At 32.5% G+C, this 17,528-nt stretch carries 16 protein-coding genes; 14 read left to right on the forward strand and 2 right to left on the reverse strand.

Going from position 1 to position 17,528, the window contains the following annotated elements:
- The first annotated feature begins 30 nt into the window (after window positions 1-30).
- From dnaX to DRZ96_RS07335, 5 genes are all read left to right on the forward strand, one after another.
- Window positions 31-1,761: a DNA polymerase III subunit gamma/tau gene (dnaX, locus tag DRZ96_RS07315; RefSeq protein WP_112890159.1), complete on the forward strand. Its 1,731-nt coding sequence runs from the start codon at window positions 31-33 to the stop codon at window positions 1,759-1,761.
- A gap of 8 nt (window positions 1,762-1,769) precedes the next feature.
- Window positions 1,770-2,111 carry a YbaB/EbfC family nucleoid-associated protein gene (locus DRZ96_RS07320; protein WP_070701061.1) on the forward strand — a complete coding sequence of 114 codons (342 nt, stop codon included), beginning with the start codon at window positions 1,770-1,772 and terminating at the stop codon, window positions 2,109-2,111.
- Window position 2,112: 1 nt separating this feature from the next.
- Entirely contained in the window at window positions 2,113-2,715 is a 603-nt protein-coding gene (gene recR / locus DRZ96_RS07325; protein ID WP_070701062.1) for a recombination mediator RecR, read from the forward strand.
- A 55-nt stretch (window positions 2,716-2,770) separates the two neighbouring features.
- Window positions 2,771-4,675, forward strand: coding sequence for an ATP-dependent zinc metalloprotease FtsH (gene ftsH, locus DRZ96_RS07330; protein WP_112890160.1), 1,905 nt, complete (start codon window positions 2,771-2,773; stop codon window positions 4,673-4,675).
- 155 nt (window positions 4,676-4,830) lie between these two features.
- A complete protein-coding gene (locus tag DRZ96_RS07335; protein ID WP_112890161.1) occupies window positions 4,831-6,129 on the forward strand; it encodes a Na+/H+ antiporter family protein in 1,299 nt (432 codons plus the stop codon).
- 131 nt (window positions 6,130-6,260) lie between these two features.
- Here the strand turns inward: DRZ96_RS07335 and tnpA are convergent, their stop codons facing one another.
- Entirely contained in the window at window positions 6,261-6,734 is a 474-nt protein-coding gene (gene tnpA, locus DRZ96_RS07340) for an IS200/IS605 family transposase (RefSeq protein ID WP_005955379.1), read from the reverse strand.
- Between the two features lie 312 nt (window positions 6,735-7,046).
- A complete protein-coding gene (locus DRZ96_RS07345) occupies window positions 7,047-7,460 on the reverse strand; it encodes a Fur family transcriptional regulator (protein ID WP_112890162.1) in 414 nt (137 codons plus the stop codon).
- Between the two features lie 122 nt (window positions 7,461-7,582).
- Between DRZ96_RS07345 and DRZ96_RS07350 the strand changes: the two genes are divergently transcribed.
- From DRZ96_RS07350 to pabB, 9 genes are all read left to right on the forward strand, one after another.
- Window positions 7,583-8,656, forward strand: coding sequence for a metal ABC transporter substrate-binding protein (locus tag DRZ96_RS07350; protein WP_112890163.1), 1,074 nt, complete (start codon window positions 7,583-7,585; stop codon window positions 8,654-8,656).
- The gene (locus DRZ96_RS07355; protein ID WP_112890164.1) at window positions 8,656-9,315 is read left to right on the forward strand and encodes a metal ABC transporter ATP-binding protein; all 660 of its coding nucleotides are present in this window, start codon (window positions 8,656-8,658) and stop codon (window positions 9,313-9,315) included. Before DRZ96_RS07350 ends, DRZ96_RS07355 begins: the two co-directional genes overlap by 1 nt.
- Complete coding sequence (locus tag DRZ96_RS07360; RefSeq protein ID WP_112890165.1) at window positions 9,315-10,106, forward strand: metal ABC transporter permease; 792 nt, start codon at window positions 9,315-9,317, stop codon at window positions 10,104-10,106. The genes DRZ96_RS07355 and DRZ96_RS07360 overlap by 1 nt, the downstream gene beginning before the upstream one ends.
- Before the next feature lie 133 nt (window positions 10,107-10,239).
- The gene (aroB, locus tag DRZ96_RS07365; protein ID WP_112890166.1) at window positions 10,240-11,283 is read left to right on the forward strand and encodes a 3-dehydroquinate synthase; all 1,044 of its coding nucleotides are present in this window, start codon (window positions 10,240-10,242) and stop codon (window positions 11,281-11,283) included.
- The gene (locus DRZ96_RS07370) at window positions 11,276-12,511 is read left to right on the forward strand and encodes a 3-phosphoshikimate 1-carboxyvinyltransferase (protein ID WP_112890585.1); all 1,236 of its coding nucleotides are present in this window, start codon (window positions 11,276-11,278) and stop codon (window positions 12,509-12,511) included. Before aroB ends, DRZ96_RS07370 begins: the two co-directional genes overlap by 8 nt.
- Complete coding sequence (gene aroC, locus DRZ96_RS07375) at window positions 12,501-13,586, forward strand: chorismate synthase (RefSeq protein ID WP_112890167.1); 1,086 nt, start codon at window positions 12,501-12,503, stop codon at window positions 13,584-13,586. The genes DRZ96_RS07370 and aroC overlap by 11 nt, the downstream gene beginning before the upstream one ends.
- A complete protein-coding gene (locus DRZ96_RS07380) occupies window positions 13,583-15,094 on the forward strand; it encodes a shikimate kinase (protein WP_112890168.1) in 1,512 nt (503 codons plus the stop codon). Before aroC ends, DRZ96_RS07380 begins: the two co-directional genes overlap by 4 nt.
- The gene (aroQ, locus tag DRZ96_RS07385) at window positions 15,075-15,515 is read left to right on the forward strand and encodes a type II 3-dehydroquinate dehydratase (RefSeq protein WP_112890169.1); all 441 of its coding nucleotides are present in this window, start codon (window positions 15,075-15,077) and stop codon (window positions 15,513-15,515) included. The genes DRZ96_RS07380 and aroQ overlap by 20 nt, the downstream gene beginning before the upstream one ends.
- Window positions 15,512-17,527, forward strand: a complete 2,016-nt coding sequence (pabB, locus tag DRZ96_RS07390; RefSeq protein WP_112890170.1) for an aminodeoxychorismate synthase component I — start codon at window positions 15,512-15,514, stop codon at window positions 17,525-17,527. The genes aroQ and pabB overlap by 4 nt, the downstream gene beginning before the upstream one ends.
- Window position 17,528 lies beyond the last annotated feature (1 nt).

Genomic DNA, 17,528 nt, shown 5'->3' on the forward strand with positions numbered 1-17,528 from the left:
TTTCATGTATAATTATTAGCAGGTGAGAGAATGTATAAAGCTTTATATAGAAAATACAGGTCAAAGACCTTTGATGAGCTTTACGGCCAAGAGGCTGTAGTAGCTTCATTAAAAAATCAAGTAAAAAACAATGAAATAAGTCATGCCTATATATTTCAAGGTACTAGGGGAACAGGAAAGACATCTGCTGCCAAAATTTTATCAAGAGCAGTTAATTGCCTTCACCCTGTCGATGGGAACCCTTGTAATGAATGTGAGAATTGCAAGAGAATTTTAAATGAATCTGTCTTAGATGTTGTTGAGATGGATGCTGCCAGCAATAATGGTGTAGATGATATTAGAGACTTAAAGGACAAGGTAATTTACCCTCCTCAAGCTCTTAAATATAAGGTCTATATTATTGACGAGGTTCACATGCTATCAAAGGGGGCCTTTAATGCCTTACTTAAAATTTTAGAAGAGCCACCAAGACATCTTATTTTTATTTTAGCAACAACAGAAATAGAAAAAATTCCTGCAACTATTTTATCAAGGTCTCAAAAATTTAATTTTAAGAGAATATCTGTTGAGGATATTGAAAGTAATTTAAAGAGAATAACTGAGCTTGAAGGGAAATCTTGTGATGAAGAAGTCTTTACCCTAATTGCAAAAACAGCTGACGGAGCAATGAGAGATGCTCTATCAGTTTTGGATCAGCTTCTCACAAAAAATGAAGACCACATTAAACTTGAAGATGCCATGGAGGTTCTTGGGATATCATCTTCAGAATTATTATTTTCTCTATCGAAAGCAATGATTGAAAAAAATATAAACGGGTCACTCCATGCTATTGATGAAATCTATAGAGAAGGTATTGACTTCAATACACTTTCTTCACAAATCTTAAATCATTTTAGAGATATATTATTGGTAAAAACCTTAAAGGATCCAAGAAAAATTGTTTACACTACTTACTTAAAGGAATTTCAAAATCTGGCAGGAAGTGTTGAGCTAGAAGACCTTCTAAATATAATAGAAATATTAAAAGAGCTTTCTTTTGAAATTAAGTATGCTGACAACAAGAGAGTTGTCTTCGAGATGAATGCAATTAAGATTTGCAAAAGGTCTAATAAAGATGATTTAGAAGGAAGAATTAAATCCTTAGAGGACAAGATTAATAATTTGGGAAGGGATATTCCATCTAATTCTAATTCCAATATTTCATCAAATAATATTGAAGACAATTTCAATAACTATGAAGATAATTATTATGATTATAATCCAGGAGATTTTTATAAGGCAGATGTGGCTCCTAATAAAGAAAAAACCAGCAAGTCTTTTGTGGAAAATAATAGAGAAAACATCAATGGTGATGAAAGCTCTAGAATTGAAAAATCAAAGCAATCTGCTATAATTGAAAATGATAATACTAAAAATCTTGAGGAAAAAAAGGATAAGACCAATAATATTACAATTGATAGGATAAAATCAGATTGGGATAAGATAATAAATGAACTTATCTCAAGAGGTTTTAAGGGCTTTGCAGGTTTTGTAGGACATGCAAGACCAGTTAGTTTAAATGGTAATACATTGGAAATAGTATTTGAAGAAAAGGATAGCTTATTTTACGAATACTGCATGATGCAGGAAAATAAGAAGGTTTTGCCTGACCTACTAAATAATGTTTATAATACAAATATTGACGTTAGGATGAAGTTAAAAAAAGGTGGAGTAGATAAGCTAGAAGAGATTTTTGGAAAAGATAATATAGAAGAAATTTAGGAGGAAATATGGCTAGAGGTGGATTTAATGGCTTCCCTGGTGGAGGCGGAAGAAATAATATGATGAAGCAAATCGAAAAGCTTCAAAAGCAAATGGAAGAAATGCAAGAAAACTTAGCAAACGAAGAAATTTCTGCTACAGCTGGTGGCGGTGCAGTTCGTGCTACTGTAAATGGCAACAAAGAACTTATTTCTATTGACCTAGATAAGGATGCAGTTGATCCTGATGATGTTGAAATGCTTGAAGATTTAATTGTTGCTGCAGTTAATGAGGCACTTAGAAATGCTGAAAGCAAGATGAGTTCTCAAATGGGTAAATTCACAGGCGGACTAAACATTCCGGGGCTATAATATGGCTAAGGAAATAGGACCTATTGAAGATTTAATAAAGAGATTAAATCGTCTACCAGGAATTGGGTCAAAGACTGCTCAAAGATTAGCCTATTATATAATTGGTCTTGAAGAAAGAGAAGTTAGGGACCTAGCAGAAGCTCTAGTCTCTGCAAAAAATAACACTGTTGAGTGTTCCATTTGCATGAACTATGCAGACAGTGACCCTTGTGAAATCTGTTCCAACAAAAGTAGGGACGATTCAATAATTTGTGTTGTTGAAAGTCCAAAAGATGTTGATGCAATGGAGAGGTCTCTTAGTTTCCGTGGCAAATACCATGTTCTTCATGGAGTGATTTCGCCTTTAAAGGGAAAAACTCCTGAAGATGTTACAATTAAGGAACTAATTAATAGGATAGAAGAAGGGGAAATAAAAGAAGTAATCGTTGCTACAAACCCAACTGTAGATGGGGATGCCACAGCTAGGTATATTAAAAATATCTTAGAAGATTACGATATAATTGTTTCAAGAATTGGATATGGTCTACCAGTTGGTGGAGATCTTGAGTATTATGATGAGATTACAATTCAGACAGCAATGGAAAATAGAAGAAGACTAGATTAATTTTGGGACTTGGTCCCAAATTTTTTCTTTATTCACCTTTAAGAGGGGGAAAATTTTGTCAAATAAGAATAATGATTTTAAAAAATATATTCCCACAATAATTTATGTAATTTTGGCTATTTTAATTTTTTATACAGTAGCCATTGTACTTTTGCCAAGGTTAAATAAGGATTCAGAAATAAAAGAAACAGATTATGTGTCCTTTGTAAATATGGTAAATGGGAATCAAGTAAAGAAAGCAGAGGTAAGAGATAGGACAATTGCCTTTGAAGTTGAAAAAGATGGGAAGAAAATTAAATATGAAACTAACAGGATGTATGATCCCAATCTAGTTGATAGGCTAGTAAATAAAAATGTTAAGTCTGCCCAAGTATACAAGCCTGAAATGAATCCAGTTGTGTCCTTCATAATTTCAACTGTAGCAACTTTTGCAATATTTATTGCCTTTTGGCTTTTCCTTTCAAAATTTATATTTAAGAAAATGGGCGATGTTGGCCCAATGAATTTTGGAAAGAGTGGAGCAAAAATTTATGTTGAATCAACTGATGGTATAAAATTTGACAATGTTGCAGGCCAAGATGAGGCCAAAGAAGCTTTATCAGAGCTTGTTGACTTTTTACACAATCCAAAAAAATATACAGAAATTGGTGCAAAACTTCCAAAGGGAGCTCTACTTGTAGGTCCTCCGGGAACTGGTAAGACACTTTTGGCCAAGGCAGTTGCCAGCGAAGCTGAAGTTCCTTTCTTCTCAATATCTGGATCAGCCTTTGTGGAAATGTTTGTTGGTCTTGGAGCTGCTAAGGTAAGAGATTTATTTAAACAAGCAGTGGAAAAGGCACCATGTATAATTTTCATAGATGAGATTGACACTATTGGCAAGAAGAGAGATGGTTCTGGCTTCTCTGGAAATGATGAAAGAGAACAAACTTTAAATCAACTTCTTTCCGAAATGGATGGCTTTGATGCAAAGGCCGGAGTTGTAATTTTAGCGGCAACTAATAGACCAGATTCTCTAGATCCTGCTCTTTTGAGGCCAGGTAGATTCGATAGGAGGATACCTGTTGAATTGCCAGACCTAAAAGGAAGGGTGGAAATCTTAAAAGTTCACGTAAAAGACATTAAGAAAGAAGATAACATTGACTATGAAAAAATTGGAAGGGCAACTGCTGGGGCAAGTGGGGCTGATCTTGCCAACATGGTAAATGAAGGAGCTCTTCGTGCAGTGCGTGAAGGTAGAGATAAGATGAGCGAAAGAGATTTAGAAGAATCAGTGGAAGTTGTTCTAGCTGGATATGAAAAGAAAAACGCCGTTATATCCCCACGTGAAAAAAGAATTATTGCCTATCATGAAGTAGGACACGCTCTAGTTGCAGCTAAGCAAAAGGACTCAGCACCAGTTCACAAGATTACAATTATTCCTAGAACTTCAGGGGCTCTAGGTTATACAATGCAAGTTGATGAAGAGGAAAAATTCCTAATGACTAAGGAAGATGCAATTAATAACATTGTAACTCTAACTGGAGGAAGATCTGCTGAAGAATTAATTTTTAATATTAGGACAAGTGGTGCTTCTAATGATATTGAGAAGGCAACAAAAATAGCTAAGGCAATGGTAACAAGATTTGGAATGACAGATGAATTTGGTTTTGTTGCCCTTGAGTCTATGTCAAATGCCTATCTTGGAGGAGATACTTCTCTTCAATGTTCTCCACAAACTCAATATGAAATTGATGCAGCAGTTCAAAAAATTATTGATGATGCACATGATGAAGCTAGAAAAATTTTAAGAGATAACATTAAGGCCCTTCATGCAATTTCAGAATATTTACTTCGTCAAGAAACAATATCTGGTGAAGAGTTTATGGATATTTTGAAAAGATATGAAAAAGAGGAAACACTTTCACAAAAAAATATTGAGGATGAAAGCGAAAAAAATATTAGTGACTCTTCTCTAAATTAAGGCTCAAATTACAAGTTTAAGATATATATTTATAAAAAAATAAATAATATTTATGGGAAAAAGATTTTTCTATTTTTAGAAAAGTCTTTTTTTTGATGTCAATTTAGATTAAAATAAACTTAAGCGAGGTAATAAAAAACTAGAAGGGAGAAAATATGATATTTACAAATGCAGTTGTGCTGTCAGTAATTATTTTGGCAGCCTTATGTTTAGCAAAAATTCCAGTATTTTTTGCTTTAATGATTTCAGCAATATCTGCAGGACTTATTTCAGGTATGGGAATTGCTGAAACTATGAACACCTTAATAGGTGGAATGGGAGGTAACGCTGAAACAGCCTTAAGTTATATACTATTAGGTTCTTTAGCTTACTGTATGGAAGAAACTGGTGCAGCAGGAATAATGGCTAAGAAGATTGGATCTCTAGTTAAGGGAAACAAAATCTTACTTTGTGGAATAATAATAGTAATAGCTATAATGGCTGAAACTGTTATACCAATCCACATTGCTTTTATTCCAATATTAATACCACCACTTCTTGCAGTTACAAATAAGATGAAAATGAACAGAAAAATGCTTTCTGTTTCCTTTGGATTTGGCTTGAAGGCACCTTACATTGCCTTACCACTTGGATATGGTGCGATTTTCCATGGATTAATTATTGATTCTTTTGGAAGGTCTGGACTTAATATTACAGATAAGGATGTAACAGGAACTAACTGGATTGTTGCAGCAATTATGTTCTTAGGTCTTTGTGCAGGATTAATTTTCTTTATGAAAGACAAGGAATATGAAACAAAGGATGTAGAGGGAGAAATAGTTGAAGTTCCAGATAAACTTGAAAAGAAGCACATTTTAGTCCTTCTTTCAGGAGTCATTACTGTTGTAGTTCAATTATTAACAGAATCACTTCCTCTTGGAGCCTTAGTTGGACTTATCTTTGTTGTAGCCACAAGGGTAATCAAATGGTCTGATATGCAAAAGATGCTTGACGGTGGTATTAACATGATGGGCTTTATTGCCTTTGTAATGTTAATTGCAGCAGGTTATGCAAATGTAGTTATTAAATCTGGAGCTATTGATGACTTAGTACAAGTTGCTCAAAACCTACTAGGTGGTTCAAGACTTGTAGCTTCTTATGTAATGATTTTACTTGGACTAATGATAACTCTTGGAATAGGAACTTCTTTTGGTACAGTTCCAATTATTTCTGCAATCTATGTTCCAATTGCCATGAGTTTAGGTTACTCAGTGCGAGCAACTATTCTACTTGTTACAATTGCAGCTGCTTGTGGTGATGCAGGATCTCCAGCATCAGATACAACACTAGGACCAACATCTGGCCTATCTGTTGACGGTCAACACGAGCATATAAAGGATACATGTATACCACAAATGTTATGTTTTGGTTTACCATTAATTATTCTAGGTGGATTTGTAACAACATTGCTATAAAAATATGAAATCATAACCACCGGCTAAGCCGGTGGTTTGTTTTGCCCCTATAAGGGGCTGTTACCGGCAGCATTCCATGCTTCGAGCTTTCTTTCTCGTGCACCAATTTTCACAGCTGGTGCTAAAGCACCTTATTTTTTGCTTTTGTTTACTTGCTCACCCGTAAACGGGTCAACAAATTCTTTAATGCTTATTTGATCTGCCATGTAATCTTCTTTTAATTGATTTTTTATATATTCTTGTATCTTTTTCGCATTCTTACCTGCTGTGTCTACATAGTATCCTCTGCACCAAAAATGTCTATTTCCATATTTATATTTTAAGTTTGCATGCCTATCAAATATTATTAGACTGCTTTTTCCTTTTAAATATCCCATCGTTTGAGATATACTGTATTTTGGTGGAATTTCCAACAACATATGGATATGGTCTGGACAGCATTCCGCTTCTATTATATTTATTCCTTTTCTATCACATAAATCTCTTAATATTTTTCCTATATCTTGTTTTAATCTTCCATATATTACTTGCCTTCTGTATTTTGGAGCAAATACTACGTGATACTTACAATTCCATGATGTATGTGATAAACTATTTTTATCCATTTTAGGATACCTCCCTTTTCTATTTATGCTACTGCCAGTAACATTAATAGTTTATCACGGGAGGTTTTTTGCTTGAAGCTAAAGCTTATTTTCCTACCACCAGCATAGCTGGTGGTTTATTCATGCTAAAGCGTACAATAAAAAATAAAAGAGACTTACTGCGGGGTGTACAGTAAGTCTCTTTTATTTTCGAAATATAAGTAAAGGATAGTAAAATAACTTTTTCATTATTTCACTAAATCAATTATAACTATAAAAATTAAAAAAGTAAAGAAAAATCTTGCTATACGAAGAATGTTCCACTATACGGAATTAAGCTTTTTGACATTCTGGGCATAATCCCTTTAACTCAACAATATGGCCAATAACCTTAAATCCAGTCTCTTCTTCAGCAATTTTTTCAAAATCTGATATAGGACACTCTTTTATTGGTGATACTTTGCCACACTTTGAACAAACAATATAGTGTCTGTGCTCAGATCCAGCAAACTCATAGTAAAAAAGTCCATTAGAGTATAAATTTTTTCTTATTATTCCCTTGTCAGACAATTCATTGAGCATTCTGTAGAGGGAAGTAAAGCTAGGTATAGCATCTTTATCTGCAGTCTCAAATATTTCTTCTGTGTTCATGGGTACTTGTGATTTATTTAATTCTTCTAAAAGAGCAAGTCGTCCTTTAGTGATTTTCATATTATTTTTTCGTAAAATGTCTTCAAAGTTTTTCACTATTCCACCGCCTTTAATATGTTAATTATAACAAAATTTAAGTATTTTTAAAAAAGTCCTTTTATTAATAAAAAATTCTGTTATAATTACTAATGCAAATCATTATTGTTTAGGAGGAAAAAATGAAAAATATTAAAAAGATTGTATTTTTATTAGCAGGAATTATTTTATTATCAGGATGTTCTAAGGCGGGAATGAAAGAAAATGCCACTGAAGAGAGTAAGGGAGAAAATAAGTTAAAAGTTTACGCTTCAGTATATCCTATGTATGATTTCACTAAAAAAATTGCTGGTGATAAAGTAGATGTGGAAATGATTATGCCACAAGGAACTGAACCTCATGGATGGGAACCGGATTCTAATGCAATTAAAAATCTAGAAAATGCAGATATGTTTATTTATAATGGAGCAGGTCTTGAATCATGGACAGACAAAGTTCTTAGTTCACTTTCAAATAAGGATTTAAAGGTTGTAGAAGCATCTGAAGGTGTAGACCTAATTAAATCAACTCATACTCATGACCATGAAGATGAAGACCATGAACATGAACATGAAGATCATGAACATGAAGCAAATCATAATCACAATCATGAAGCTGAAGAAAACCACAATCATGAAGCTACAGAAAATAACCATAATCATGAAGACCACGACCATGAAGGACATCACCATGGACCAATGGACCCACATGTTTGGATCTCACCTAAAAATGCAAAAATAGAAATGGAAAACATCAAGAATGCTTTAGTGGAATTTGATAAAGACAATGCAGATTATTATGAGTCAAATTATGAAAAATATGCTAAAATGTTAGATGAACTTGATGCTAAATACAGTGAAAGCTTAGGAAGTCTTCCAAATAAAGAAATTGTTGTAAGTCACGAAGCTTATGGTTATCTTTGCAAAGACTATGGCCTAACTCAAATTGGAGTTAAGGGTGTAAATGCAGAAACAGAACCAGATGCTAAGAAAATGGCAGAAATAATTTCTTACATCAAAGAAAATAATATTACAACTATTTTTACAGAGGAATTAATTGATCCTAAGGTTTCAAATATTATTGCTAGTGAAACAGGTTGCCAAGTTAAGGTACTTTCTCCAATCGAAGGATTGAGCCAAGAGCAAGTAGACAATAAGGCAGATTATTTTAGCATCATGGAAGAAAATCTAGAAAATTTAGTAGGTGCTTTAAAATAGTGAAGGAAAAATTGTTAGAAATTAAAAATCTGAAATTTAAATATAATGATGATTTAGTTTTAGATGATATAAACTTTGATGTCTATAGGGGCGACTATATCGCCCTTATAGGATCTAATGGTGCTGGAAAGTCGACTTTAGTTAAACTTATTTTAAACCAACTTAAGCCGCTAGATGGCACTGTTTCTTTTTATACAGAAAATGGAATAAAAAACATTGGTTACGTACCACAACTTTCTGTACCATCAAGTCTTGAGTTTCCAATCACAGTTTCGGAACTCTTGTCCCTAACTCTTTATCCAAGGAATAAGGGATTTAGAAAATTAAAAAACTACCATAAAGAGAAAATAACCAATGCTTTAAATCTTGTTGGCATGAACGATTATAGTGACAGGCTTTATACAGAGCTGTCTGGTGGACAAAGACAGAGAATTTTAATTGCAAAGACCCTAGTTGCAACTCCTGAGTTTTTGATTCTTGATGAACCTATGACTGGTGTAGATAAGGAGTCTAAGGAAGCCTTATTCCATCTTTTAAGTCACATAAATCAACAGCACAATATTACAATTCTTATGATAACTCACAACCTTGAAGAAATAGAAGACAATGTAAACAAGGTCTATGAGATAAAAGATAAGAAGATAAGGGAAGTGAAATAATGGAAATTTTTCAGTATTCATATATGATAAAGGCTTTAATTGTTGGAGCTTTTTTATCGATTATAATCCCTTGCATGGGTGTTGTAGTTGTAAACAAAAAAATATCTGTAATTGGGGATGCCCTATCCCACGTTTCCCTTGCTGGTGTTATGCTGGGACTTATGACATCAACTTCTCCAGTTATAGGAGCTCTAGTACTTTGTGTAGTGGGTTCTATATTCCTTGAATATGTTAGGACAAAGTTCCCTGGATACCAAGAAATTTCTTCTGCAATATTAATGAGCACAGGAATTGGTCTTGCATCACTTTTTTCAGGATTTGTTAAGACCAGTGCAAATTTTGAAGAATACTTATTTGGATCTATTATAGCGATTCCAAAGTTAGATTTTTATTTAATACTTGGAGTTTCAATTATAGTATTTTTCTTGTTCTCATATTTATTTGTTGACTTAATGTATATTTCCTTTGATGAGTCCTCTGCAAGACTTTCTGGAGTTAACGTGGATAGGATAAATTTAATTTTCATGATTCTAATAGCTGTTACTATTTCTGTTTCAGCAAGGACTGTTGGTATTTTAATAATTTCATCCCTAATGGTTGTGCCAGTAGCTTGTGCCATGCAGTTTAAAGTTGGATATCTAAAGACAACTATCTTGGCATCAATTTTCGGATTTATTTTTACTATGCTTGGCTTAGTATCTTCCTTTTACCTGGGCTTAAAACCAGGTGGTGCAATTGTATTAATTGGAGTCTTATTTTTAACAATTTTACTGATTATAAAGAGAAAATAATTTAATAAAAATTTTAACTGGAGATAACTTTTTTCTCCAGTTTTTTATTTAATCTGATAAAAATATTAGTGACTTCTTTATTTATGACTGCCTATGATTTATGATAGAGAGAGCGAATACTTAGGGGTGTTTTATGGAAATACTAGTAAAAGAAAATAATTATAAAATAAATATTGAATATAAAAGTGACGACAAGTTAAGAGATTTTTTAAGAGGTAGAAGTGAATCAAAGTTTTTGCTAATTACTGATGATAATGTCTTTTCTCTATACGAAGATAGGATAAAAAATATAATGAAGGATCTTTCTTATTATGTTTTTAAAATTGTCCCAGGCGAAAGATCAAAGTCTATTGAAAATTATATTAAGATTAATAAATTTCTTGTAGAAAATAATTTTAACAGGGGCGACGCCATTATTTCCTTTGGTGGAGGTGTAGTTGGAGACCTTGGAGGCTTCGTCGCTTCAACTTACCTAAGAGGGATTGATTTTATTGCTGTACCTACAACTTTATTATCAATGATAGACTCTTCTGTTGGAGGAAAAAATGGTATAAATTTTATGGATTTAAAAAATCAAGTTGGGTCTTTTTATTTTCCTAGCTACGTCCATATTGATTACAGTTTTTTAGAAACTCTTGACGAGAGAAATATAAATAATGGGCTGGCAGAAATTTTCAAATATTCTGTACTAAAGGATAGGGAACTTTTTGATTATTTAAAATCAGCAGATAAAATAGATTATGAAGAGATTATTTACAAGTCTCTTAATATAAAGCTAGATTTTGTGAGAGACGATGAAAGAGATAAGGGGAAGAGACAAAAACTAAACCTTGGTCACACAATAGGTCATGGGATTGAGTCTCTATCAAATTATAAACTTAACCATGGGGAAAGCATTGGAATAGGAACTATATATATGGCAAGGGCGGCTTATAAATTGGGACTTGCAAAAGATGAATTTTATAAGGACTTAATTGAAGCATACAAGAAGCACAACTTGCCAATATCTTATGATTTTGATACAGATAAAATTTTAGAAGTACTAAAGCACGATAAAAAGATAAAAAATAATATAATTAACCTTATAATTCCTACTGAAATTGGCCAAGTTATAAGCAAGAAAATGAACTTTGATGACTTAAGAGAATTTATTGAATTGGGCAAAGACGATGATTAGATTAGTTGAAAACAAGAAATTAAAGGGAGAAATTCCAGGGATTACTTCAAAATCCTATGCTCATAGGGCTATATTTTGTGCAGGTCTCGCTAAAGGTAATTCTATTTTAGAAATTGATAACTTATCTAAGGACATAGAAGCTTCTCTAAATTCTATGGAGGCTTTGGGAGTTAAGCTTGAGAGAGATGGAAATAAGTTTCTTATTTCTCCACCTGAAGAATTTAATAAAAGAGCAAGAATTGATGTAGGAGAAAGCGGAACTACATTGAGGTTTATCTTGCCTATTCTTGGAGCTCTTGGAATTGAAGCTGAAGTTATAAGAAGAGGAAGCCTTGTGGGGAGAACTAACTCTGTTTATTTTGATTTACTTCCAAAACACGGTGTTTCTATAAGAGAAGATAAGGAAAAAATTTTCATAAGTGGAAAATTAAAAAATTATAATTTTGAACTTCCAGGAAATATTTCTTCTCAATTTATTTCTGGTCTTATGTTGGCTTCAGGAGGAGTTGGAGAAGTTTGCGAGATTAAGCTAACAACTGAAAGGGAGTCTAAACCTTACATTGATATGACAATAGAGGTCATGGAGAAATTTGGAGTTAAGCTAGAAGAAAGTAACAACGCCTATTCTTGTAGTGGAAGCTTTATAGGACAAGATTATCTTGTTGAAAAAGACTGGTCCAATGCCATATTTTTTCTAGCTTCAGGAGTTGAGGTTAAGGGACTGGATAAGGATTCAATTCAGGGAGATAGAGAAGCAATAAAGTATTTTAATGAACTTGGCTTAGAAAATATTTCAAATAATTCTTATAAATTTATAAAGAAAAATGAATCCAAAGTTAAAATTATAATAGATGCAAAAAATATACCTGACACAATTCCTATTCTGTCGGTTTTATGTGGAATTTATGGAAATGAAATAGAAGTTGTAAATATTGAAAGACTGAAATTAAAAGAAAGTGATAGGATAAAGTCAACAGTAGAAATGCTGGAAAGATTAGGTATAAGAGTATCTTTAAAAGAAGAATCATTTTCCTTTAATGGCATAGGTGAATTTAATTCTTGTGAAATAGATTCCTATAATGATCACAGGATAGCTATGACGGCAGCAATTGCGGCAGGATTTGCCAAGGGACCTATTAAAATTCTTGATAGCGAATGTGTGGAAAAGTCCTATAAAGATTTTTATAAGGATTTAGAGTCACTGGGAGGTGAAAATCATGTCCTATAGTTTTGGTAAAAATTATAAAGTAACTTTATTTGGTCAGTCACACTCAAAAGAAATTGGGCTGGTTATTGATGGAATTAAGGCAGGATATAAGATAAACGAGGACTTAATTGCAAAAAATCTTGAAAGAAGAAGACCAGGGAAAAATGAATTTTCAACTACAAGAAAAGAAAAAGACTTATACCAACTAGTAAGTGGTGAAGTAGATGGACTAACTTGTGGGGCTCCTCTTTGTGCAATAATTAAAAACAAGGACCAAAGGTCAAGGGATTATGAGAACTTAAAGGATAAGCCAAGACCATCACATGCCGATTATCCAGCCTTTGTAAAATTTTGCTCACACAATGACATTAGAGGTGGAGGGCAATTCTCTGGAAGGATGACAGCTCCCATAGTTATTGGGGGTTCAATTGCAGAAGACCTTTTAAATCAAAGGGGAATAAAGATTTATTCTAGAATAAAAAGCATTGGTCAAGCTAAGGATGACGACATCATACTGGAAGATATTAAAGAAGAAAATTTTTCTGATTTTAAAGATCAAGTTTTTCCTGTAATAAATTCTTCTTCAAGAGAAAGAATGAAGGAAGAAATCTTAAAAGCTAAAAAAAGTGGAGACTCCATAGGTGGTGTAGTTGAAACTTTTATTTTAAATATGCCTGTGGGAATTGGTGAACCTTTTTTCGATTCCATAGAATCTGTAATTTCTCATGCAGTATTTTCTGTACCAGGGATTAAGGGAATTGAATTTGGAAGTGGTTTCGAAGCCGCAAATATGTTAGGAAGCACCCACAATGATTCCTATTATTATGAAGGTGATAAAGTTAAGACTAGAACGAATAATCACGGGGGAATAATTGGTGGACTTTCAACAGGTATGCCCATAGTATTTAGGACAGCTGTTAAACCAACAAGTTCTATTGCCAGGATTCAGGATACAATATCTTTAAAGAATAAAAGCAATGAAAAATTAAAAATTGAGGGGAGACATGACCCATCAATTGTGCCAAGAGCACTTGTTGCAATCGAGATGATTACTGCAATAGCTATCCTTGACCTAATTATGGAAGGTGAAAAATGAGAAATCTAAAAGAAGATAGGGAAATTTTAGATGGTATAGATAAGAAAATAATCGCTCTACTTGAAGAGAGAATGAAAATTATAAAAGAAGTTGGTCTTTATAAATTAAATAATAATTTAAATACAGAAGATAAAAATAGAGAAAAAGAAATAATCGAAAAATTAGAAAGTGAAATTAACTTAGAATTCAAAAATATTGTAAAGCCTATTTATAAAGAAATTTTTAGTGAAAGCAAAAAGATTACATCGAAAATAAAAAATGAAAACTTTAAATATGGTTTAATTGGTGAGAGCTTATCTCACAGTAAATCCAAAGAAATTCACGAACTATTAGCAGATTATACTTATAATTTAAGAGATATAAAAAGAGAAGAACTTGATGAGTTTTTTGAATCTAAAAGGTTCAAGGGTATAAATGTGACAATTCCCTACAAGGAAGCTTCTATGAAATATCTTGATGACATAGATAATCTTGCGAAAGAAATTAGAGCAGTAAATACTATAGTAAATAGGGACGGAAGACTAATAGGTTATAACACTGACTATCTAGGATTTGATTACAGTTTAAATTTTTATGAGATTGATTTAAAAGGGAAAAAAGTATTAATACTAGGATCAGGTGGAGCAAGTAAGATGCTACAAAAACTCGTTATAGATAAGGGTGCTGAAGAATTTGTAGTAATTAGCAGGTCCAGTGAAAATAACTATGATTCACTAGAAAAATTTAGTGAATTTGAAGTTATAATTAATGCAACACCTGTAGGTATGTATCCAAATAACATGGAATCAAAGGTAGATTTAAATAAATTTAACAATCTAGAAGCGGTTATAGATTTAATTTACAATCCACTAAAGACGAAACTCTTACTTGACGGAGAAAAATTAAATATAAAAACAATGTCAGGCCTTATGATGCTAGTTGCTCAAGCCTTTTTTGCATGTGAGCTTTTCTTGGACAAAAAATTAGATGAATCTTTAATTATTCAAATTTACAAAAAATTAAAATCTGATATGGAAAATATTATTTTAATTGGCATGCCTTCATCAGGCAAGACTACAATGGGAAAGAGTTTAGCAGAGGAACTAAATAGGGAATTCTTCGATATTGATAAATTAATAGAAGATAAGGAAGACAAAACAATTCCAGAAGTCTTTGAAGAAAAAGGCGAAGATTATTTTAGAAACTTAGAGACTGGAGTCCTAAAAGACCTTAGCAAAAAAAATGGACTTGTGATTGCCTCTGGAGGTGGAACTCCATTAAGAAAAGAAAATAGAGATTATATATTGCAAAATTCCCTTGTAATTTATCTAAAGAGGGATTTAGAAAATCTAGAAACATCTGGAAGACCACTATCAAAAAATTTGGAAAACCTTAAAAAGCTTTATAGTGAAAGAAAAGGAATTTATGAGGACTTGGCCCAAATAAAGATTGATGTAATAGAAGATAAGAAAGAAAATTTAAACTTAATCTTAAAGGAAGTTGAAAATTATGAAATTATTGGTGATTAATGGACCAAATATAAATATGCTGGGAATAAGAGAAGTAAATATTTATGGAAGTGAAAACTATAAAACTCTTTTAGAAAGACTTAATAATATTGCTCTTGAAGAAAATATTGAACTTGAACACTTCCAATCAAATCACGAAGGAGCCATCGTAGATAAAATTCAAGAAGCTTATGAAAATTTTGATGGTATAGTAATAAATCCAGCTGCCTATACTCATACAAGTGTTGCAATCCTTGATGCTCTAAAGGCGGTGAGCCTTCCTACGGTTGAAGTTCATATTTCAAAAGTTTCAGAGAGGGAAGACTTTAGACAGGTTAACTTTATAAGAGATTACGCTATAAAATCTTTTGAAGGTTTAGGAATTGCTGGATATGAAAAAGCAATACTTTATCTAAAAAATTATTTAGAGGAGGAAAAATGAAATCATTAATAATAGATAATTATGATTCATATACCTATAATTTATTCCAACTAATTGGAAAAGTTTCAGGAGTTGAACCATTAGTAATTAAAAATGATGAAATGACTTATGATGAGATTTTAAATTTAGAATTCGACAATGTAATTATTTCTCCTGGCCCTGGTAGTCCAGACAAAGAAAAAGACTTTGGAGTTTGCAGGGAAATAATTGAGAAATTAGATAAGCCAATTCTTGGGATTTGTCTTGGTCACCAAGGAATATATTACTATCATGATGGAGAAGTTGTAAGAGCAAAGGAACCAATGCATGGAAGACAGAGTCCTGTTATCCACAATGGTAAGGGCATATTTAAGGGAATAAAAAATAACTTTATTGTCACTAGATATCATTCACTTACTTGTAAAGATGAAGAGCTTGATGATATTAAAATTGATGCAAGAACACCTGATGGGATTGTTATGGGAATTTCTCACAAAACTAAGCCGATTTATGGCCTGCAATTTCATCCAGAGTCAGTTGCAAGTGATTGTGGAGAAGAACTAATAAAAAACTTTATAAATATTACTAGAGACTTTTATAATAAAAATCAACTTGCTTATGAAATAATTGAAAAAGATTTTGATACAGAAGGCCTATATGAAATGCTTTATGAATATGACGAGAATACTCTATGGCTTGATAGCAGTAAGGTAGAAGAAGGCCTTTCAAGGTTTTCTATTTTTGGCCTCCAAGGAGAAAAAAGAGGTCACACAATAAAATATGATGTTGACAAGAAAATAGTGAAAAAAACTTTTGTGAATTCAGATAAAAAAGAAGTTTTTGAAGAAAATATCTTTGATTACCTAAAGGCCAATAGACCTAGGTGGGAATACGATGAAAACCTACCTTTTGACTTCCAATTAGGATATATTGGCTACTTTGGATATGAATTAAAGAAGGATACAGAAAATGTTGTAAATAAATATTCTTATTCATACCCTGATGCTTATTTAAAATATTGTGACAGGGCACTTGTATATGATCACATGGAGGGTAAATTATATCTTCTTTCTTACAAGGATGACGTGGAATGGAAGGAAGATATAAAAAATCTTTTGAATAAGGAAATAGAAATAAAAAAAGAAGTACCAACAAGAAGAGATTTTCCAAAATTAAAGTTTGTAAAAGATAAGAAAACCTACACAGAAGATATTTTAAAAATAAAAGATTTAATTCGTGCTGGGGAAACTTATGAAGTATGTCTTACAAATAGACTTGATATCTTTGACAAAATTGATGGAAAGAATTATTATATGGAACTCAGAGATAAAAGTCCTGGACAATATAGTGCCTTTTTACCTCTTGATGAATTAAAAATTGCATCTTCATCAATGGAAAGATTTTTAAGGGTTGATAAAAATAAAATTGTATCAACTAAGCCAATTAAGGGTACTATAAAAAGAGGAGAGTCAAAAGAGGAGGACGAGAGATTAATTGAAGAGCTTAGGAGTGAAGAAAAGACTAAGTCAGAAAATTTAATGATCGTCGACCTTCTTCGCAATGACTTGGGTAAATTTTGTGAGATTGGCTCAGTAGAAGTCCCAAAACTTATGGATGTAGAAACTTATAAAACTCTACACCAACTTGTGACCACAGTCTCTGGAAAAATTAAGGACAATGTTGATATAATAGAAGTTCTTGAAAAAACTTTTCCTGGTGGTTCTATGACAGGAGCTCCTAAAAAGAGAACACTTGAGATAATTGACGAACTTGAAACTTATCCTCGAGGTGTTTATTCAGGAACGATTGGATATATATCAAACAATTCAACAATGGATTTTAATATTGTCATAAGAACGGCACTTATCGAAGAAGATAAGGCTACAATAGGAGTTGGTGGTGCCATTATTCTATTATCTGATGAGGAAGAAGAATTTGATGAAATAGTTTTAAAGGCTAAGGGCTCACTTCTTGCACTCCAATCTTATTACAATAATTTAGATGAAATAGATATTGAGGGAAGCAAAAATTAAA

The organism is Peptoniphilus harei, assembly GCF_900454685.1.
GTDB classification, from domain to species: Bacteria; Bacillota; Clostridia; order Tissierellales; family Peptoniphilaceae; genus Peptoniphilus_A; species Peptoniphilus_A harei.

Excerpts from the sequence above, each read along its gene's own strand:
- dnaX (WP_112890159.1), top strand. The coding sequence starts at position 31 with ATGTATAAAGCTTTATATAGAAAATACAGGTCAAAGACCTTTGATGAG.
- DRZ96_RS07320 (WP_070701061.1), top strand. The coding sequence starts at position 1,770 with ATGGCTAGAGGTGGATTTAATGGCTTCCCTGGTGGAGGCGGAAGAAAT.
- recR (WP_070701062.1), top strand. The coding sequence starts at position 2,113 with ATGGCTAAGGAAATAGGACCTATTGAAGATTTAATAAAGAGATTAAAT.
- DRZ96_RS07335 (WP_112890161.1), top strand. The coding sequence starts at position 4,831 with ATGATATTTACAAATGCAGTTGTGCTGTCAGTAATTATTTTGGCAGCC.
- tnpA (WP_005955379.1), bottom strand. The coding sequence starts at position 6,734 with ATGGATAAAAATAGTTTATCACATACATCATGGAATTGTAAGTATCAC.
- DRZ96_RS07350 (WP_112890163.1), top strand. The coding sequence starts at position 7,583 with ATGAAAAATATTAAAAAGATTGTATTTTTATTAGCAGGAATTATTTTA.
- DRZ96_RS07360 (WP_112890165.1), top strand. The coding sequence starts at position 9,315 with ATGGAAATTTTTCAGTATTCATATATGATAAAGGCTTTAATTGTTGGA.
- aroB (WP_112890166.1), top strand. The coding sequence starts at position 10,240 with ATGGAAATACTAGTAAAAGAAAATAATTATAAAATAAATATTGAATAT.
- DRZ96_RS07370 (WP_112890585.1), top strand. The coding sequence starts at position 11,276 with ATGATTAGATTAGTTGAAAACAAGAAATTAAAGGGAGAAATTCCAGGG.
- aroC (WP_112890167.1), top strand. The coding sequence starts at position 12,501 with ATGTCCTATAGTTTTGGTAAAAATTATAAAGTAACTTTATTTGGTCAG.
- DRZ96_RS07380 (WP_112890168.1), top strand. The coding sequence starts at position 13,583 with ATGAGAAATCTAAAAGAAGATAGGGAAATTTTAGATGGTATAGATAAG.
- aroQ (WP_112890169.1), top strand. The coding sequence starts at position 15,075 with ATGAAATTATTGGTGATTAATGGACCAAATATAAATATGCTGGGAATA.
- pabB (WP_112890170.1), top strand. The coding sequence starts at position 15,512 with ATGAAATCATTAATAATAGATAATTATGATTCATATACCTATAATTTA.